The following is a 17,192-nucleotide window of genomic DNA, read 5'->3' on the forward strand; positions in this document are numbered from 1 at the left end:
CTTGCCGCTGGTCGCCACCAGCCGAACCGCTTCCGCCTTAAACTCCGCCGTGTACCGGCGTCTTGAACTGCTCATCAAACACCTCCTCCGAGAGTATCAAAACTCTCTTATGAGGTGTCAACCAAATCGGGGGAGGATCAGGGTGCTTCGGCGTGTACCGTTCTGTCTCTCCTTCGTTGTCAGAGTGAATAGCATATGGCCCCGTAGAACCTAGCTCGAGGAGTGCTTCGTAACGTCGGATTTCTCCTGTCCTCGGCGACTCCGCTTCGAAGAGATAGCGCATGGAATGCACAAAACGATCCTTTCCTTTGTCTCCGATTAGACGCACGCTTCTTGCGGCAAACAAAGTCTGCTAGCCTCTACCTCCCCCCCGCCGCGCTCGCCAATAGCCCCTCAATCTCTTCACCGACCAGATCGAAGCGTTTTTGCTGCGCGAGGATGCGGATCAGGCCTGCGCGGGCGGAGAGATCGTTGGGGTTGATGTCGAGCGCCTGACGGTAGTGGCGCTGCGCCGTTTCGCGTTCGCCCTTTTTCAGGGCGAGATCGCCGAGGGCGACGAGTGCGGCGGTGTTGGACGGGTCGGATTCGAGGATGCGATCGTAAAATGCGGTGATCTCGCCGAATTGTCCCAGTTCAAAGAGGGCGCGCTCCAGCCGGTCGAAGATCACGTGCGCGTCTTTCGGCGCGGTCTCGGCGTAGCGCGTCCACCATTCGACCGCGTCATCGAGACGGCCTTCGTTGCGATAGGCATCGCCGATCCCGAGCAGCGCGGCGAGGTGATGGTCATCGTGTTTGAGTGCGTCCTTGTAGAGCACGCGCGCGTCATGCGGGCGTCCGGCGCGGGTGACTTCCCCGGCTTCGAGCGTTTTGAGACGCGCCAGCACCTGGTCGCGCCCGCGGCCGCCGCCATTGCGACAGACTTCATAGGCGTCGTCGTAACGCTTGCTGCGTTCAAGCACTGCGACCAATTGCTCGCGCGCCCACAGATGGTGATCGTCGAGCGACAGAATCTTTCGCAGCGAACTTTCCGCATCACGCCATGCCTCGGCGGCAATGTGGTCGAGGGCGAGACTCTGGTGCACAGCGATCTGGCCCTTGGGCGGCAATCCGAGCCGTAATGTCAAATCTTCATGCACCCGGATTGCACGTTCGACATGCCCGCGCTTGCGCAAGAGATCGCCGAGCTTGATGTAGGCGTCAAGGTTGTTGGAGTCTTCGCTCACGGTCGCTTTCAGGCGTTCGAATGCCAGTTGGTCGTCGCCTTCGACCAACGCGCGCAGGGCATCGGTGTACAGTTGCGGCGCCGATGAGGTCCGTCGCTTGAGCGTGCCGCTCCACCACAACGCCGCCCCGGCGGCCGCCAGCGCGAACACCCAGAAGATGATCCAGCCGAATCCGGTAAAGTCCAGCATCAGAGCTTCTCGAGTTCCTCGATCGAACGGTTTCGCAGCGCGCCCATCTCCATCTCCAGACGCTTGCGGGCGCGGCGCTGCGTCCGCAGGTCGCCGTGAAGTCGGATCACATAGGTCATGCCCAGCAGCGCCGAGACCACCATTCCGACCAGAAACGCCCAGTACATCGCCACAATCAAAAGGACATTGTCGTAACGGGTGCGAATCAAATCGATCGAGACCCGCTGGTTGGCGTTATAGATCGAAAACCCGACAACCACCGCGACGATTATCAGTACCAGAATTGTGCGGATGACCCACACGCAACGCCTCCCATGTTGGTGCTCAGTCTACCGTGGCCACGGCCGGTCGTCAACTCAAATCACCGGCCAGGCATGACCGCCGGCGCCCAAAAAGACATTGCCGCTGATCGGTCTGGGCATGTATATCGTTCTGGCCGGAACATGGTTGCGAGTCGCACCTTCCGGCCATTCGTGCCCCCGTGGTGTAAAGGATAACGCACCGGCCTCCGGAGCCGGGAATACAGGTTCAATTCCTGTCGGGGGTACCAGCGCCCATCGCCGACTGCCCGCAACGTGTCCGAAGCGATCCCCCGATCCCGATTCGATGCCGGGTCTGAACAGCCGCCCGGCGAGACGCCACGGACGCCGATCGCGGTCATCATCACCATCCGCAACGAACGCCGCACCCTTGGCGAGACACTGCAGTCGCTCTTCGCGCAAGACTACCCCCACGACCTGCTCGAAATCCTCATCGTCGATGGCCGTTCCGAGGATGGTTCACTCGATGTGGTTCCGCCGTCGGATCGCTCGCCGATCCCGATCCGCATTATCGACAATCCCCGGCGAATGACGCCGGCCGCGTTCAACCTGGGCGTCAACGCCACCTGCGCCGATGCGATCGTGTGGATTTCCGGTCATACTGTCCTCTCGGCGAATTACCTGAGCACGGCGGAGGCCGTCTATCGCGCCGATCCCGGGATCGCTGTGGGCGGACGACTCGCCGTGCGCGGCAGCGGATGGATCGGCACGCTCAATGCGTTGGTATTGTCGTCGCCGTTCGGGACCGGTCCCGCTTCGTTGCGGTTCGGCACGAAGCTTGGTGAAGATGAAGTGATCGCCTTTGCGCTGATGGACCGCCGACGCATTCTCGCGGTCGGCGGAATGGATGAACGCTTGCACCGCAATCACGACAATGCGCTCTGCGCGGCTCTCAAGAAGCACGGCATGCGCTTTGTCCGTGTCGACTCGGTAGCCACCTACCTGGCGCCGCCGACATTGCGGGGATTGTGGCGGCGTGCCTGGGGCAACGGCTGCTGGAACATCTGGGGCCGGCGCCTGCATCGCGGCGGTCTGTCGTGGTGGCACTACGCGCCGATGAGCGCGGTGGGCTGCGGCGCGGTTCTGGCGGTGTTGACGCCGTATTCGGCCTACGCTGGAACGGTGCTGGCGGCGCTGGCGATCCTCTACGCACTCGGCGCGCTGATCGAATCATTTCGCGTCGCGCGAATTCACCGTCGATTCCGGGCAATCCCGCTTGTTCCGTTGGCGTTCTTCGCGTTCCATGTCGCCTACGGAGCAGGAAGTTGGTCGGCCCTGTTCCGCCGGGTCCCGTCGCTGCCCGTATGGCGCGATGCAGCGCCTGCGACCGGTCAGGAGGCAAACACGCAATGAAGATCACTTGCACGGCGTCGGTTCCGGACACACTGCCCGCCGGTCACGCCATCGCCGTATTCGTCGGTGAGTCATCAAAATCTCTCCCGGCATGGACACGAAAACTCCCGGACGCGCTGCGCGCGGCGTTAAACGCGGCAGTATCCTCAGAAAGTTTCAATGGAAAGATCGGGCAGACGGAGATCGTGCGGACCGAAACGGGCACAGCGGTGCTTGTGGGCGGCGGATCGGATACCGGCGCCGAATCGCTGCGGCGCATTTATGGGGCGCTGTGTCGCGACGCGTCGAACGCGCGCCTGAAGCATGTGTCGGCGCCGTTGCTCAGCGGTCGTGATGTCGCCGCCGCCGCCGAAGCGGCCACCGTCGGCGCCCGGCTGGGCAATTACCGTTTCTATCAATTCCGCAGCGAACCGGACAAGCTGACGCCGCCTGTGGAGGCGTTGACGCTCTGGGAAGCGGATGCCGCCCGGCGCCGCAGCATCACAGCCGGTATCGCGCGCGGCAGCATACTGGCCGCCGCGACGATGCGTGTCCGCGATCTGGTCAACACTCCGGCGAATGAACTCACGCCGAAAAGCTATGCGGAGCTGGCGCGGCAGTGGTTCGCCGATTCGAAGGTGAAACTGCAGGTTCTCGGCCCGCGCGAGATCACGCGCGCGGGGATGGGCGCGGTCATGGCGGTCGCGGGCGGATCGGCCAACGAGCCGCGTTTTCTCATCGCCAGCTACCTGGGTCGTCCCGGTCGCATCCGCGAGGTCGATGTCGCGCTGGTCGGCAAGGGCGTCACCTTCGACACCGGCGGCATCACGCTCAAGCCCGGACAGGACATGTGGGAAATGCGCGGCGACATGATGGGTTCGGCGGTCATGCTGAGCGCCATCGACGCGGCAGCGCGGCTCTCGCTCAAGCACAACGTCATCGCCGTGACCCCATTGGTCGAAAACATGCCGTCGGCCACGGCGTATCGACCCGGCGACATCGTCAAAACACTCTCGGGGCAGACCATCGAGATCATCTCCACCGATGCCGAGGGGCGGCTCATCCTGGCCGATGCGCTGACCTACGTGCAGCGATTCAAGCCGCGTGTCGTCATCGACTGCGCCACGCTCACCGGCGCGATGGCGGTCGCCTTGGGAGAAGTCTCCTGCGGTGTCTTCACCGATCACGACGCGATCTGGCGGGCGGTCGAGACGGCCTCGGCCGCGACCGGGGAGATGGCCTGGCGCATGCCGCTGCATCCGGGATACGACCATCTGTTCGAATCGCCGGTGGCCGACATGCGCAACTCCGGCGGGCGCTACGGCGGCGCGGGCATCGCCGCGCGCATTCTCCGCCGCTTCACCGGCGATCTGCCGTGGCTGCACATCGATATCGCGGGCGTCGACAACTACAAAAAGGGCCACGAATACTGCCCGGCCGGAGCCAGCGGCTTCGGCGCGCGCCTCGTCATCGAGTTGCTCCGACAGCCCGCCTGGATCGATCTCGTCGACCGTCGTCACAAGCGTGCGGCCGTCCGCGCGCGGACATCCGGCCAGCCGCGTCGTCGGGCAGGACTGGCACGTTAGCCGACCTGCGGACTGTGGATCATGTCGTCGTGGCGGCCGGCGGATGCGAAGGCGTGGTTGCTCGACCTCGATGGCGTGCTCCATGTCGGCGGCGAGCCGATCCCCGGCGCCGCTGAGGCCGTCGCCCATCTCCGCAGTCGTCATCTCCCATTTCGCATCACCACCAACACGACCACGCGCTCACGGGAGCAGCTCGCCGCCGATCTTTCCACGATGGGCATCGCCGTCTCGGCGGCAGAGATCATCAATGCGCCCTTCGCGGCCATTCTGCACTTGCGACACATCGGCTCGCCGCGCTGCCGGTTGCTCATGCGCGATGACGTCCAGTCCGACTTTGCGGAGTTTCCGACGTCCGACATCGCCCCCGACGTCATCGTCATCGGCGACATCGGCGAACGCTGGGACTATGCACTCATGCGCGAATTGTTTTTACAAATCCGTTCCGGCGCGCGCATCGTGGCGCTGCACAAGGGAAAGTACTGGCAGGAAAAGGACGGATTGCGTCTGGACATCGGCGCGTTCATCGCCGGTCTCGAATACGCCACCGGGACGATCGCCGATGTCGTCGGCAAGCCGTCTCGCCCGTTCTTCGAGTTGGCGCTCAGCGATTTGGGCGTCCGGTCAAGCGACGCCGTCATGGTCGGAGACGATATTGAATTGGATATCGGCGGCGCGCAGGCGGCGGGGCTGCGCGGCGTGCTGGTGAAGACCGGAAAGTACCGTACCGAAACGCACACGGCGTCCGGTATCGAACCGGACGCCGTGTGGGAATCTATCGCGGATCTGAGAAGCGTTTAGCAGGTTGCCGTAATCCCCCTCTACTTTCGACTCAGCCGTCTTTGTCACCCTGAGCGAAGCGAAGGGTCTGCTTTCATCCCGTTGGCGAATCCAGCAGATGTTTCGCTTCGCTCAGCATGACAATCCGCGCTTCGTTAAAAGTACTTAACCGCCTTCTTCCGCAATCGGTCCGCCGGTGTTTGTCCAGCCGCGCTTGACGACCGCGTTGACCATCGGCGTTCCCGGCGGAAGTTTGTCGGGATTCAGCAGGTCGGTGTCGAAGTCCCAGTCACGATTCGGCGCCGTATAGTAGCTGCCGTACGACCACGGGCTGTCGGCCTGCTCGGACAGCCACATTTGCACCATCGACCCCGCCCACTTAAACGTCTTGCCGTCCCACTTCTCGAGGAAGCGCGGGAAGTTTTCCACGCCGCCTGAATAATTGCCGCCGGCGCTGGGGACATACCCGGAGATGAAGGACACGTTGGCGGTCGTGCTGCCGGCCACGCGGTTGGCCAGCGTCAGGGTGCTTTTGGCATCGTCCCAATCCTTGGACAGCACCGTGTACGCGTCGGTCATGACCGCTGCGGGCTTCTTGTTGACCGTATTGTAATTGCCCAACGTATAGACCGGGTTTTCCGAGACGACCGTCAGCCCTTCTTTCAGCGTTGCACCGCTGATCAGACGGGTTGCCGGAAACGCACCCGCCGATTCACTCGTGTACAGAATCCCGTTCGTCGGCCAGTAGGGGCTGAGGTTCAGCTTGGCGATATCGATGTCCAATGAGCTGACGGTTTGGCTTTCGCGCGAATCATAAAACGACGCCGTCTTCAACGACCCCTGTGCCACCATGTCGGCGGTGACGTCGATCCAGGAGCCGCCCGACTTGAAGAACGCCTGTCCGTCGACGACCTTCAATGTCGCCTGGTTCTCATAGGAGTCGCTGTTGCCGCCCGCGGCGGTCTCGATGATGGCGTGTGGGTCGTCGCTGGTCTCCAACGGCAGCTCCAGCGTCGTCATGCCGTGATCGGAATCCTGCACGAGCCCATCCCAGCGATCCATCGATTCGTCGAGCCAGTCGGCGTCCCCGTGATCCAGCCAGGTGCCGTCGGCGTTCTGCATATCCTGATCGACGCCGTCCTCATCTTCGATGCGCACATATCCCCCGCCGGTGGCTTGGCCCGATGCCGGATGCCGCCCATGGTTGATCCCACCGCCGGCCGTGACAAACGAATTGATCGTCAGTCCGCTGTTGGCGCCCAGATACAGATCGCCGTTGGAATGCACACGCCCCGATAGCGTCATGATCGGCCCTGGATGCCATTCGAGGACGTCATCGTAGAAAATCGCGAACTGGAAGATCGGAATGAGCGCGCGTTCCATACGAATGCGCACCGAATTCTGCACCCCGGTCGCATCGGAGCGCGCATAACCCCAGATGTCGTAGTCCTGCACCAAACCATACAGGCCGCGATAGGCCCCCTTGGTCAGCGTCCGTGTCACCGGCGCGCCGACCTTGTCGACTCTGTACACGACTTTGTACCGGTCCACGTCGAACGAATCCGACGGCAGGGGATCGGGCGGCTTGTTGACCGAGTCGATCGAGGCATTGAAGAGCGCAAATGCCTGATCGCAACCCGCCTCGGAGGCGTAGAGCGCGTTGAGATCGCGCATTTGATAGGACGAGACCTTCATATCGTCCGACGACTTCTTGACCATCGAGACGCCCATCAGCCCGAACATCAACAGCAGGGCCAGGGTCGTGATCATCACGAAGCCGCGTTCATTGGCACACAACCGATGCATGGTTACCTCACCTTTCAATCGCCGAGGGGCGATGGACGATTACAACGTCTCGTGATTACGGATGCTCACCCGAAAGTTGTACCGGCGGCGACGGTAGTCCTGTTCGACGTCTTTGTCGACCATGTCGGTGCGCGCCACCAGGTCGACCAGCACGCTTTGCACCAGCTCAGGGTTCGTCAGGGTCAGAACCGTATCGCCGCTCTGCATGATGTAAGCAAACTGCAGGTCTTCGATGTTCTCCGCGTACGGTTCGGGCGCGCCGCCGGCGCGCTGACGCATCAGCATCGGGTGCAGCGTGTCGGAGCGGTCCAGAAAGAATGTGAGCTGCTCGATGTGATAGACGCTGGCGCCGGTCGGATAGGTCTGCGACAACGACGAACTCGGAATCAGACTCGCCGGCGTCTCGATCACGCTGGTGATGTCGAAATACTCGCCCGTGTTGCCGTTCGGATCATAGATGTACGCCGTCATGCCGGGGCTGAAGCAGGTCACATCGGAGCCGTCGCACTCCAGCGGATCCGACGGCTGCGCCATCGCCGATGAGGTCGACACCTGGCAGGCGTCCTCGGATTGATGCACCACCGTGATCGTGTCCGGGTTGCCGTCGGTGCCGGCCAGGGCGTCGAGGGTCGGCGGCAGACCGAAGCCCGCCATGCGCAGCCGCTGGCTGATTAACTCCATGGCGGCGCGTCCCGACTGCTGCATCTCGTTGATCTGATCCTGCCAGATCGACTCCAAATGCATCGTGACATAGGCCTGCATCGCGGCGTAGACCACCAGTGTGCCGATCAACACCGAGATCAGAACTTCGAGAATCGTCATGCCGCGTTCGTCGGAGCGAATGCGGCCCGGTATCATTCTGCGCAGGGACTTCATTCGATCGCCACCCCCGTGTTGCCGCGGAACAGATAGGTCGTCGCCCGCTGCTTGCGCACGACGCCCAGATCGGTTTCCCACGTGACTTCTACGATGACCTTTTCCAATCCGTCGGGATCGGTCTGTGTCCACCATTCGCAGGCCATCCCGGTTTTCGCGTCGACTTCATACCCGGACGTGATGACATCCTCGGTGCGCAGAAACTCGATGTGGTTTTGCAGCACCGTCTGCGCGTCGTTGGTGTCGCGCGCCAGCTCGTTGGCGCCGATGGCGATGGTCATCAGGGGCAGCAGCGTCAGCAGCCCCATCGACAGCATGATCATCCCGGCCAACGACTCGATCAGCGTCACGCCCGCCTCGTCGCGATGACGGGCACGGAGTCGGCGATTGAGGTATTTGAGATAGCGCATAAGACTTCCCGCTCCTTCGTTCCGCTGAGCCCTCAGGTGGCGCAACGGTTCCGGCTTGTCTTGTAAAACCTGTGCCAAAACGCCGGATGGCTGGTAACACGAAGCGGGTAACGAACTAACGGACACAGACGGCGCTGATGCCGCCGACGCGGACCCGGCAAGCAGGACTTGTTCTGTGGCCTATTCTCTGGCAGTGTGGGCGCAGCCCCATACCGGAGCGCATCGATCGGGGCCTTGAACGAGTGGCCGGGATGTGGGGGGGAGCGTTGCAAAACTCCGCTATGATGTCATGCCGAACGACTTGTCCCGAGCGCAGCCGAGGGAAGTGGGGCATCTCTATGCGCGGGAGGCCGCCCTCAGCTCGTTGGAGATTCGTCGCCCGAAGGGCGCGACGGGTGGCCCGGACGTTCGTCCGGGTTTCAAACGCAACCGTCGCCAAACTTTGGACACAACGAAGCGGTCACGCGCTTGAGATTCCTCACCCCATCATCCCGTCCAGTCCGCAAAGCGGGCTGGACGGGATTCCGGGGATTCGGAATGACATGGGTGGTGTTTCACAGCTACTGATCAGGCAAATGGGTTTGGTTCGTCATTCCGAATCCCCGCTTGTCCCGGGCGCAGCCGAGGAAAGTGAGGTATCTCTATGCACGAGAGGCCGCCCTCAATTCGTTGGAGATTCGTCGCCCGAAGGGCGCGACGGGTGGCCCGGACGTTCGTCCGGGTTTCAAACGCAACTGACACCCTACTGAGAACACAACGAAGCAGTCACGCGCTTGAGATTCCTCACCCCATCATCCCGTCCAGTCCGCAAAGCGGGCTGGACGGGATTCCGGGGATTCGGAATGACATGGGTGGTGTTTCACCGGTACTGATCAGGCAAAAGGTTCTGGTTTGTCATTCCGAATCCCCCGAGTACCGCGCCGCAGGCGCGGGGTCGAGGGGGTGAGGAATCTCCTACACGTCGAAGTCACGTTTGCGGCTGGCAGTAGTTGATCCGGGTCTCTCACCCCAGCGCCAGTTTCCCCGAGCGCCGGTTGATGCGTGTCGGGTACTTGCCGGAGAAGCAGGCAGTGCAGAACGACGTCTTCGGGTGGGACGACAGCGAAAGCATTCCGTCCAGCGAGAGATAGCCGAGCGAGTCGACTCCGAGGTGGCGCTTGATGGCGGCAATTGTACGTTTCGAGCCGATCAGCTCGCGCTTGGTCGGCATGTCGATGCCATAGAAACACGGCGAGATGATCGGGGAAGAGGCAACGCGGAAATGCACTTCCTTTGCGCCCGCATCGCGGACCATCCGCACCAGCTTGCGCGCCGTGGTGCCGCGCACGATCGAATCGTCGACTATGACCACGCGCTTGCCCTGCAAAACGCCGCGCACGGTGTTGAACTTGATTTTCACATCGAGGTCGCGCAGTTGCTGGTGCGGCAGGATGAACGTGCGTCCCACATAATGATTGCGGATCAGGCCGACCTCCAGCCGGATGCCCGATTCCTCGGAGTATCCGACCGCCGCGGTGTTCGATGAGTCGGGCACCGAAATAACGATGTCGGCGTCGGCGGGCTGCTCGATGGCGAGCTGCCGTCCCAGGCGGCGTCTGACTTTGTCGACATTCTCCGAATAGATGATCGAATCGGGGCGCGCGAAGTACACATGCTCGAAGATGCAATACGCGCGCTGGGCGGTCGTCGGCAGATGAGTCGATTTCAGACCCTTGCGGCTGATCGAGAGAATCTCGCCCGGCTCGACATCGCGGATGTACCGCGCGCCGATGAGATCGAACGCGCACGTTTCCGATGCCACCACCCAGGCGCCGTTGCGTTTGCCCAGCGCCAACGGGCGAAACCCCAGCGGATCGCGGGCGGCGATCAATTCGTCGTCGGTGAGGAAGATGAAGCAGTAGGCGCCCTCCAACCGCATCAACGCATCCTTGAGACGCGCGATCGTGCCTGTCTTGCGCGACCGGGCGAACAAGTGCAGGACCAGCTCGGAATCCGATGATGTCTGAAAGATGGCGCCGCCGCGTTCCAACTCGGTCTTCAGATCGCCGGCGTTGGTGATGTTGCCGTTGTGCGCCGCCCCCATCTGACGGTACTTGAACTTCATCAGCAGCGGCTGCGCATTTTGTTCCTGCGATGCGCCCGTGGTCGAGTACCGATTGTGCCCGATCGCGGCGTGGCCGGTCAGGTCCTTTAACGCGTAGTGGCCGGGGAAGACATCGGCGATCTCGCCCATGCCGCGCCGCATCGTGATGCGCTCGCCGTTGGTGACCGCGATCCCCGAGGACTCCTGCCCGCGATGTTGCAGCGCGTACAGTCCGAAATAGGTCCACTCGGCCGCGAGCTTGGTTCCGAATGCCCCGAAGAGCCCGCACTCGCAATGCGGCCGATCGTCGGCGACCGGAGAAAGACGAATACTGTCGGCTTCAGAACGTGAAATACCACGCCTCCCACTGACCCGAAGAAGCGGCCATTAAACCTAAACCGCGGGACTCTGTCAAGTGTGCCCGGAGGCTGCGGAAAACTGCGATGACAACACCCTCACAGCGGCCGGTCGACACCGACCCCGTGCGAGTACACCATCAGCCCGCCGAAGTACGCCCCGTAGCTGATGACCGCCGCGACCGCAATGAGCAGGAACAGATACACGAAGCTCAGTTTGCGCGGGAATGCCCCCCGCAGGGCGATACGCCAGAATGTCAACAGCGCCAGAGTCCCGGTCACGATGAACGCCGACAATTCGTGCGCCTCGACCAGCTCGTGAATGATCGGGGTCTCGACCGGGATGCCCTCTTCGGCCTGCAGCCCCGTGATCACCGCCGCGCCTCCGCCGATCAGGGCGAGAATGAGCAACGGTGTTGTCCCGCCCCAGAAGTCCGCCTCCAAAAGACGGTCCCTGCCGAAGATCCACCGCCCCCAGTCCAAGAGAAGAACGGTGAACACCATCGCGATCGGCAGGTGAACCAACATCGGGTGAATCTCAATGTGCATGGCAGCCGGTTCCCGCAGTTAGCTGGGTCGCCAAAGGCGACTGAAAGGGCGCAGACTACCTTGGTTGGCTCACGTCGTCAATCGTAAATCGCCGAGGTCGGCTCAGTGCATATGCTGTGACCGGTGATGCAGACTGAGAAAGCTGCCGCAGCCGGCATGTCCTCGGACCGACACGCCCTCCCCCGGCGCCGCAAATTGCCATTACACATAAATATCAGGACCAGAGTATGTTACGAGTAAATACGAAAGTATCGCTTGAACTGACGTGTCGCGTGTCAACACGCTGATTTCGGCCCGGTGCACCCTTGCGTGACAGATTGCGGGCATTAGGTTTGCGCCAAGAGGGGTGTTGCAAACCGCTTCCCTCGGGCATCGGCACGCGCATGGCAGATAGAGAGACCCAATCGGACCACCGTGGCTTCGCCATTCTGCGGGGCATGGCGATCGGAGCCGTGCGCGGCGAAGCGCCCCGAGATCTTGTCGAGCACGCACTAAATCAGTCTGTCGAGCGACTCGGCCTGGTGGCCGGCTCGGTGCGTGTTTTTGCCCCGCAGGGCGACCAGGACACCCTGGCCATCGTGGGCGGCGAGCAAAACGGACGTGCCGCCATCACGCGCCTCGAGCAGACGTTGCTGGCCGATCTGCGCCGCAGCTATGCGGTGCGTTCTCTCTACATGACGCTCGATCTCAATGGCCCCTCCGGGCTGTTTTCCTATCCGCTGCGCTTCGGCGACCGTGTCATCGGCGCGGTCTCCGGGCTGGCGCGCGGCGAACGCAATCTGGCGGTCGAAGAGGAATTCGTTTCGGCGGTGGCGGCCATGATCGTGCTCGTCGGACGCACCGGCAGCCCGTGGGAAACCGGCGCGGCCGTCGATGATGCCGCCACACGCATGGCCGCGGTCCGCGAAACCGCCGCCGCCATCAACCATGAAATCAACAACCCGTTGATGGCCGTCGTGGGCAATCTCGAATTGCTGCTGCGACGCAGCGATCAACTCGATGACGATACCGTCAAAAAGCTGGCCAAGATGCAGGAGGCGGCCGAACGCATCCGCGTGGTCACGCAGGGGCTGATGCGCCTGCGCGAAATCCGCAGCGTGCCCTATCCCGGCGGCGGCCGCATGATCGACATCGAGGGCTCGCTGCGCGAAGGGGAGTAGCTGTACGCGGATCGGACGGCCCGATCCGATGGAGGGCAGTTACATCATTCGCACGGGCGGCAATACGTTTCCCACTGACTCTCGTTGCGAAAGGCAACACCGATCACTCCGACCACATCGAACACTTCCGTCACGCCGCTGCAATTGACGTCGGTCCGCGCCACAGGGCAGTCGGCATCCTGCGTGGCCGCGACATTGCGGAAGGCGACATCGACGGCACGGACGACATCGAGCACATTGACGATGCCGTCGCATTGCGGGTCGCCGAGGCAGTGACAATCGCAGATCATGCAGGGCCCGGTCTCGGCGCCCATGTTGACGCCATCCTGACCGGTGCCGCAGCAGGGTGAAGTTGAATCGATCGTGAAGTTGCCGATCGGCGAATTCCCATACATCGGATCGGCGGAAATCGAATTCGGCCCGCCCACCGCGCCTCCTGCGTAGTTGGCGCCATTCTGCCAGACACAATTGTAGTCCAGCTCCGCGTAAGACCCCGAAATTCCATATCCCTCGGAGTTCGTCACGATGTTGTTGCGCGCGATTGTCCCCAACATATGCGAGAAGAAGCCGTTCGCGTTGGCGTCGAATGTGTTGTTCAGAATCGTTGCCCCCCCGGAGTAGACGCCGATGCAGACAGCCGAAACGTTGTTATAAAACACATTCCCGGCGATGAGCGGGGGGACCGCCGCGTGACAGTCGATGCTGACGCCGTTCTGATTCGTGTCGGAGCGGTCCCGGAAGATATTGCCGACGATTTGAACTGCTTGCGAGCCGTTGATATCTACTACATGGAAGTCAGACCCTCCTGCGATCGTAAACCCCGAGAGCAGCGCCGTGCCGCCGGTCGTTCCATTCAGATTGACGGTCGCTGCGGCCGCCACCGACGGTCGAATGATGGTCCCTGGCGCGCCATGGGAGCTGATGAGTTTGATGGCGCGCCCGAGGTAGTGGATGTTTTCGGTGTATGTCCCCGGAGCCACCAGCACCGTATCGCCCGACTGCGCGGCGCTCATGCCCGCCTGGATCGTGGCGGCCGAATCCGGGACATGGATGACCCTGGCCTCTGCCTTCGTCGATCCCAACGCAATCCCGAGCGTCGTTGTCACGACCAGCGCCAGCCGCTTCGATGTCACCATGACATTCATCGTCTGCCTCCAGCGGTCAATTACAGAGCACAAGGTGCGCAAAACGCGGAAACAGGGTCGGCATTTCGAAACGCCACGTCGACGAATCGGACGACGTCGAATACATCCGTCGCGCCATTGCACGACACATCGGTGTCCTCGAACGGGCACTTCGGGCCGATGCTGGACGCGCCATTGCGAAACGCCACATCGACCGCCTTGACCACATCCAGCACGTCGACCACGCCGTTGACGACCGGGTCGCCGTGCGCGGGGCAGCCGCACGCGACATTGTGCTCCGCCCACTGCCAGGCCGCCTGCACGATGCGATGGAGTCCCGCAGCCGGCATCTGGCCCGGCGCCGGTCCGTAGGCGAAGTGCTGCAGCGTGTCGGAGACGAATCCGACGATGTAGTATTGCGTTTCACCCGGATCCAATGTGAGGCCCTGATCCAGCGTGAGGACGGTGTAGATGTCCTTGGACGAGTCGGGGTGCATGCTGACGACCGAAACGCCCGCTACACCGGTGAGCTGGGAATACATGAAGCCGCTGCCGGGGCCGCCGCCGATCTGGTTTTCACGGTTATCGCGCACCGCACCGTGCAGCGGGACCGATGCGAAAGAGAACTCCTGCCCGGATGCATCCCGTCCGGCCATATACGTCACGCCCGCAGAGTAACGGCGCGACGTCTGGAAATGGCTCGGGGGATTCCATCCGGGCGCATCGGCGCCGAATTGATACAGCAGATTCGAATCCGGCCAATATGCTCCTTCGTTGTCGACGTTCATTTGATAGTCCACCGGCGGCGCTTCAGTGACATTAAAATCGATCCACAATCCCAGGACGATGTCGTCGATCGTCTGCGGCAGCATGCCGTCCTGATCGGTGCGATTGGTGACGACATACTCGGCGATGACGAAGTCGGCCGAATCGGGATGCTGGGGTGTGTACCAGTGCGCATCGATGCCCAGAGTGGCGTCCATCGTCATGAATCGCGCCTCGGCGACTGCATATCCCGCGCCGGTGCCGTACCGACTCGTGTCCAGGTCGAGCGGCGTGATGGCGGCAAAGCCGTGTTGGCCGGGGTCGCTCTGTTTGTTGCCGAATCGGTGGAAGACGAGCGTATCGGGCATCTGATCGCCGTGCGCGACCAGCAACGAGGCATCGCCGATCGCCCGTGACAAATCCGGCCAGCGTTGCAGGCCCCCGTCATCGTGGGGCGCGCCGAATCGGCCGCCGCTGGAGATTTGCAGGGTCAGCACACCGTTCCCCGCGTCCGCGGTTTTGATGAAGGCCTCCTCCGGACAAAACACATAAGGTGTCACGGCAAACTCGATGGGGATTACGATCGGATTCGGCTGCGCGAACCCATTGTGGGCTATCTCTATCGTGCCGTCGTAGAATCCGGTCATCAACGCGATCGCATCCATTGTGACCGTCAGATCGATGTATTCGTCCGCGGTCGTAACGGAGAACGCCCCCGATGGCGCGATCGAGAGCCACGATGATCCCTCCGTGATCGCAATCGTTCCGTTGAGCGTCGCCGATCCGGTGTTGGCGATGCGCAGTTGCGTTTCCTGAAACGCTCCGGCCGCAGCATGGAACTGGCATTCCGGATCAACAGCGAGTTCGGGAAATATGGCCGACGCCACCAACGGACAGACGAATGGCGCGTCATCGCCGCCGGGAAGGTTCAGGTACATGACCGGGTTGAGCGTCCACCCCGATCCGTCTGCCCACGATGCGGCTTCAAAATCGAGGAGATACAGGATATCGATTCCCGCCTGCCCCGAGATGTCGCGGGCAATCGTGGCCATCGTCTCCGACGCGCAAAGCGAATCGGGATGGATCGACGTGCACTGCGGCGTCTTGGTATTGGTCAGGTTGACCGGCGGCGCCCATGTTCGGCCGCCGTCGGTCGAGCCAGTCGTATAGAGCTCGCCGTTGCAGACGCCGAACTTGGAATAGTCCGCCTGCTCCTCGGGCGTCTCGCCGCAGTTCTTCGTGAAGACAACATAGAGGAAGTCTTCCGTGGTCAGATCGATTCCCGAGCAATATGCGGCGCCGTCGCCGACTCCCAATGTGACTTTGTTGAGATTGAGATGTCCCGAATAGTTGGCGTCATTGTCGTAGTACCCGACCGCCGCTGTGCGAATGTCGCGGCGGAGATCGTTCCAATGTTTGATTGCGATGTCAGGGGACTGATTGGCGAATCGCTGCTCATCCCAGACGATGTGCAAAATGCCCGCGTGATCATACGCGATCGAAATGTGCGCCCACACTTGCGGACCGGGGGTGTCGTTATCGGTATAGTCGGTGACATACTGACGGCTCGCATTGCCCAGTTCGGAACCGTCGCGCCAGCCAATTCCGGCCGTATACGACTCGCGGTAGACAAGATTAAACAGGTTATTCCAGCGGCCCTCGTAGTTTTGCGTGAATGCGACCCCGACTTTGTCGGTGCCGTCGGCGGCATCGATGACATACGAGAGCGCGCCGTTTGAGGAGTCGATCACGACAGGGACATACCAGTCCGGCTCGTTTTGTGCCTTGCGCCAATAGACGATGTCGCCCGTCGGCGAGGCGAAACCGGCGGCCGCCGGAATCGCCCCGGTCGAGATGACGTGGTAGACGTCGTTGGCCTCCGACTTTGCCGCGACCGCATCCTGCGCAATGGCGATATCGGGCCACAAATATTCGGTGAAGTACCATGGCGACGAGATCGTCGGCAGCATCTCCGGAAAAATGATGTCGCTGCCGTTATAAGGCAGGAACAGATGCCAGATGGCGTAGTGCTGAATACCCGGATCGGGATACTGGTGAAACGCCACGTGTGCCCGGCTGTCGCTGTCGACATCCAGACGCGCAAACCCGGCGCGCGAGAAATCGCCGAGCCCAATCTCCGTGCCGCCAAACTCCGGGAACAGGACACCGCCGCTCACGTCCCAGGCCGCGTAGTTGACGAACCGATCCAAGTCGGACGCTCCCCCCGGAATAATGTCCCAATTTATCCATGTGAAGTGCACGAAGGCCGCCCCCGGATTGCGTCCGACCTGGTGGCCCTGCGAGTCGTTGGCCCATGAGTCGTAGCTCGTGTAGTCGATCAGGATTCCAGGTGACAGAATCGTGTCGGGAGCCAGCAACGAATTGCCGGCGGTCATCCTCGCACGGTCGTCGACTTGCGTATGTGCGGGCAGCGGCTCGTGCGAAAGGTAATCACGGCCGACGATCACTCTCGGCTGAGTACGATCGTAAATGTTGACTGCGCCTTGCACGTTTACTGGGGGGAACGTCGTAAGCGCCATCACGCCGACCGCATAGACCGCACACGGCACGACCCATCGCGGCAGTTCGGACTTCGATTTTACTCTGGTTGGTCTCTCTTCCATCTCGATTCCTCC

The 17,192-nt window shown here is 62.0% G+C and carries 13 protein-coding genes and 1 tRNA gene; 5 read left to right on the forward strand and 9 right to left on the reverse strand.

The features are described from left to right. Positions 1–359 precede the first annotated feature (359 nt). On the reverse strand, positions 360–1,412 hold the full coding sequence (locus VGB22_08665; protein ID HEX9751338.1) for a tetratricopeptide repeat protein: 1,053 nt from the start codon (positions 1,410–1,412) through the stop codon (positions 360–362). After that, positions 1,412–1,714 carry a hypothetical protein gene (locus VGB22_08670; GenBank protein ID HEX9751339.1) on the reverse strand — a complete coding sequence of 101 codons (303 nt, stop codon included), beginning with the start codon at positions 1,712–1,714 and terminating at the stop codon, positions 1,412–1,414. Before VGB22_08670 ends, VGB22_08665 begins: the two co-directional genes overlap by 1 nt. A 173-nt stretch (positions 1,715–1,887) precedes the next feature. Between VGB22_08670 and VGB22_08675 the strand changes: the two genes are divergently transcribed. The 4 genes from VGB22_08675 to VGB22_08690 all read left to right on the forward strand — a co-directional run bounded on the left by VGB22_08675 (position 1,888) and on the right by VGB22_08690 (position 5,448). Beyond that, positions 1,888–1,962, forward strand: a tRNA-Arg gene (locus VGB22_08675). 25 nt (positions 1,963–1,987) lie between these two features. Next, positions 1,988–3,085: a glycosyltransferase gene (locus VGB22_08680; protein HEX9751340.1), complete on the forward strand. Its 1,098-nt coding sequence runs from the start codon at positions 1,988–1,990 to the stop codon at positions 3,083–3,085. Next, on the forward strand, positions 3,082–4,650 hold the full coding sequence (locus VGB22_08685; GenBank protein ID HEX9751341.1) for a leucyl aminopeptidase: 1,569 nt from the start codon (positions 3,082–3,084) through the stop codon (positions 4,648–4,650). The genes VGB22_08680 and VGB22_08685 overlap by 4 nt, the downstream gene beginning before the upstream one ends. Before the next feature lie 21 nt (positions 4,651–4,671). After that, complete coding sequence (locus VGB22_08690) at positions 4,672–5,448, forward strand: TIGR01458 family HAD-type hydrolase (GenBank protein ID HEX9751342.1); 777 nt, start codon at positions 4,672–4,674, stop codon at positions 5,446–5,448. Positions 5,449–5,592: 144 nt separating this feature from the next. Here VGB22_08690 and VGB22_08695 read toward each other — a convergent pair whose 3' ends face one another. From VGB22_08695 to VGB22_08715, 5 genes are all read right to left on the reverse strand, one after another. Further along, complete coding sequence (locus VGB22_08695) at positions 5,593–7,233, reverse strand: hypothetical protein (protein HEX9751343.1); 1,641 nt, start codon at positions 7,231–7,233, stop codon at positions 5,593–5,595. Between the two features lie 39 nt (positions 7,234–7,272). Further along, entirely contained in the window at positions 7,273–8,109 is an 837-nt protein-coding gene (locus tag VGB22_08700; GenBank protein HEX9751344.1) for a hypothetical protein, read from the reverse strand. Beyond that, on the reverse strand, positions 8,106–8,519 hold the full coding sequence (locus VGB22_08705) for a hypothetical protein (protein ID HEX9751345.1): 414 nt from the start codon (positions 8,517–8,519) through the stop codon (positions 8,106–8,108). Before VGB22_08705 ends, VGB22_08700 begins: the two co-directional genes overlap by 4 nt. Before the next feature lie 1,003 nt (positions 8,520–9,522). Beyond that, complete coding sequence (purF, locus tag VGB22_08710) at positions 9,523–10,956, reverse strand: amidophosphoribosyltransferase (protein ID HEX9751346.1); 1,434 nt, start codon at positions 10,954–10,956, stop codon at positions 9,523–9,525. Positions 10,957–11,057: 101 nt separating this feature from the next. Continuing rightward, positions 11,058–11,486, reverse strand: a complete 429-nt coding sequence (locus VGB22_08715) for a DUF2231 domain-containing protein (GenBank protein HEX9751347.1) — start codon at positions 11,484–11,486, stop codon at positions 11,058–11,060. Between the two features lie 404 nt (positions 11,487–11,890). Between VGB22_08715 and VGB22_08720 the strand changes: the two genes are divergently transcribed. Beyond that, complete coding sequence (locus VGB22_08720) at positions 11,891–12,667, forward strand: histidine kinase dimerization/phospho-acceptor domain-containing protein (GenBank protein ID HEX9751348.1); 777 nt, start codon at positions 11,891–11,893, stop codon at positions 12,665–12,667. 44 nt (positions 12,668–12,711) lie between these two features. Here VGB22_08720 and VGB22_08725 read toward each other — a convergent pair whose 3' ends face one another. Both VGB22_08725 and VGB22_08730 read right to left on the reverse strand, forming a co-directional pair. Then, the gene (locus VGB22_08725) at positions 12,712–13,812 is read right to left on the reverse strand and encodes a NosD domain-containing protein (protein ID HEX9751349.1); all 1,101 of its coding nucleotides are present in this window, start codon (positions 13,810–13,812) and stop codon (positions 12,712–12,714) included. A gap of 20 nt (positions 13,813–13,832) precedes the next feature. Next, positions 13,833–17,180, reverse strand: coding sequence for a hypothetical protein (locus VGB22_08730; protein HEX9751350.1), 3,348 nt, complete (start codon positions 17,178–17,180; stop codon positions 13,833–13,835). Positions 17,181–17,192 lie beyond the last annotated feature (12 nt).

This window comes from Candidatus Zixiibacteriota bacterium, assembly GCA_036397555.1.
GTDB lineage: Bacteria > Zixibacteria > MSB-5A5 > WJJR01 > WJJR01 > DATKYL01.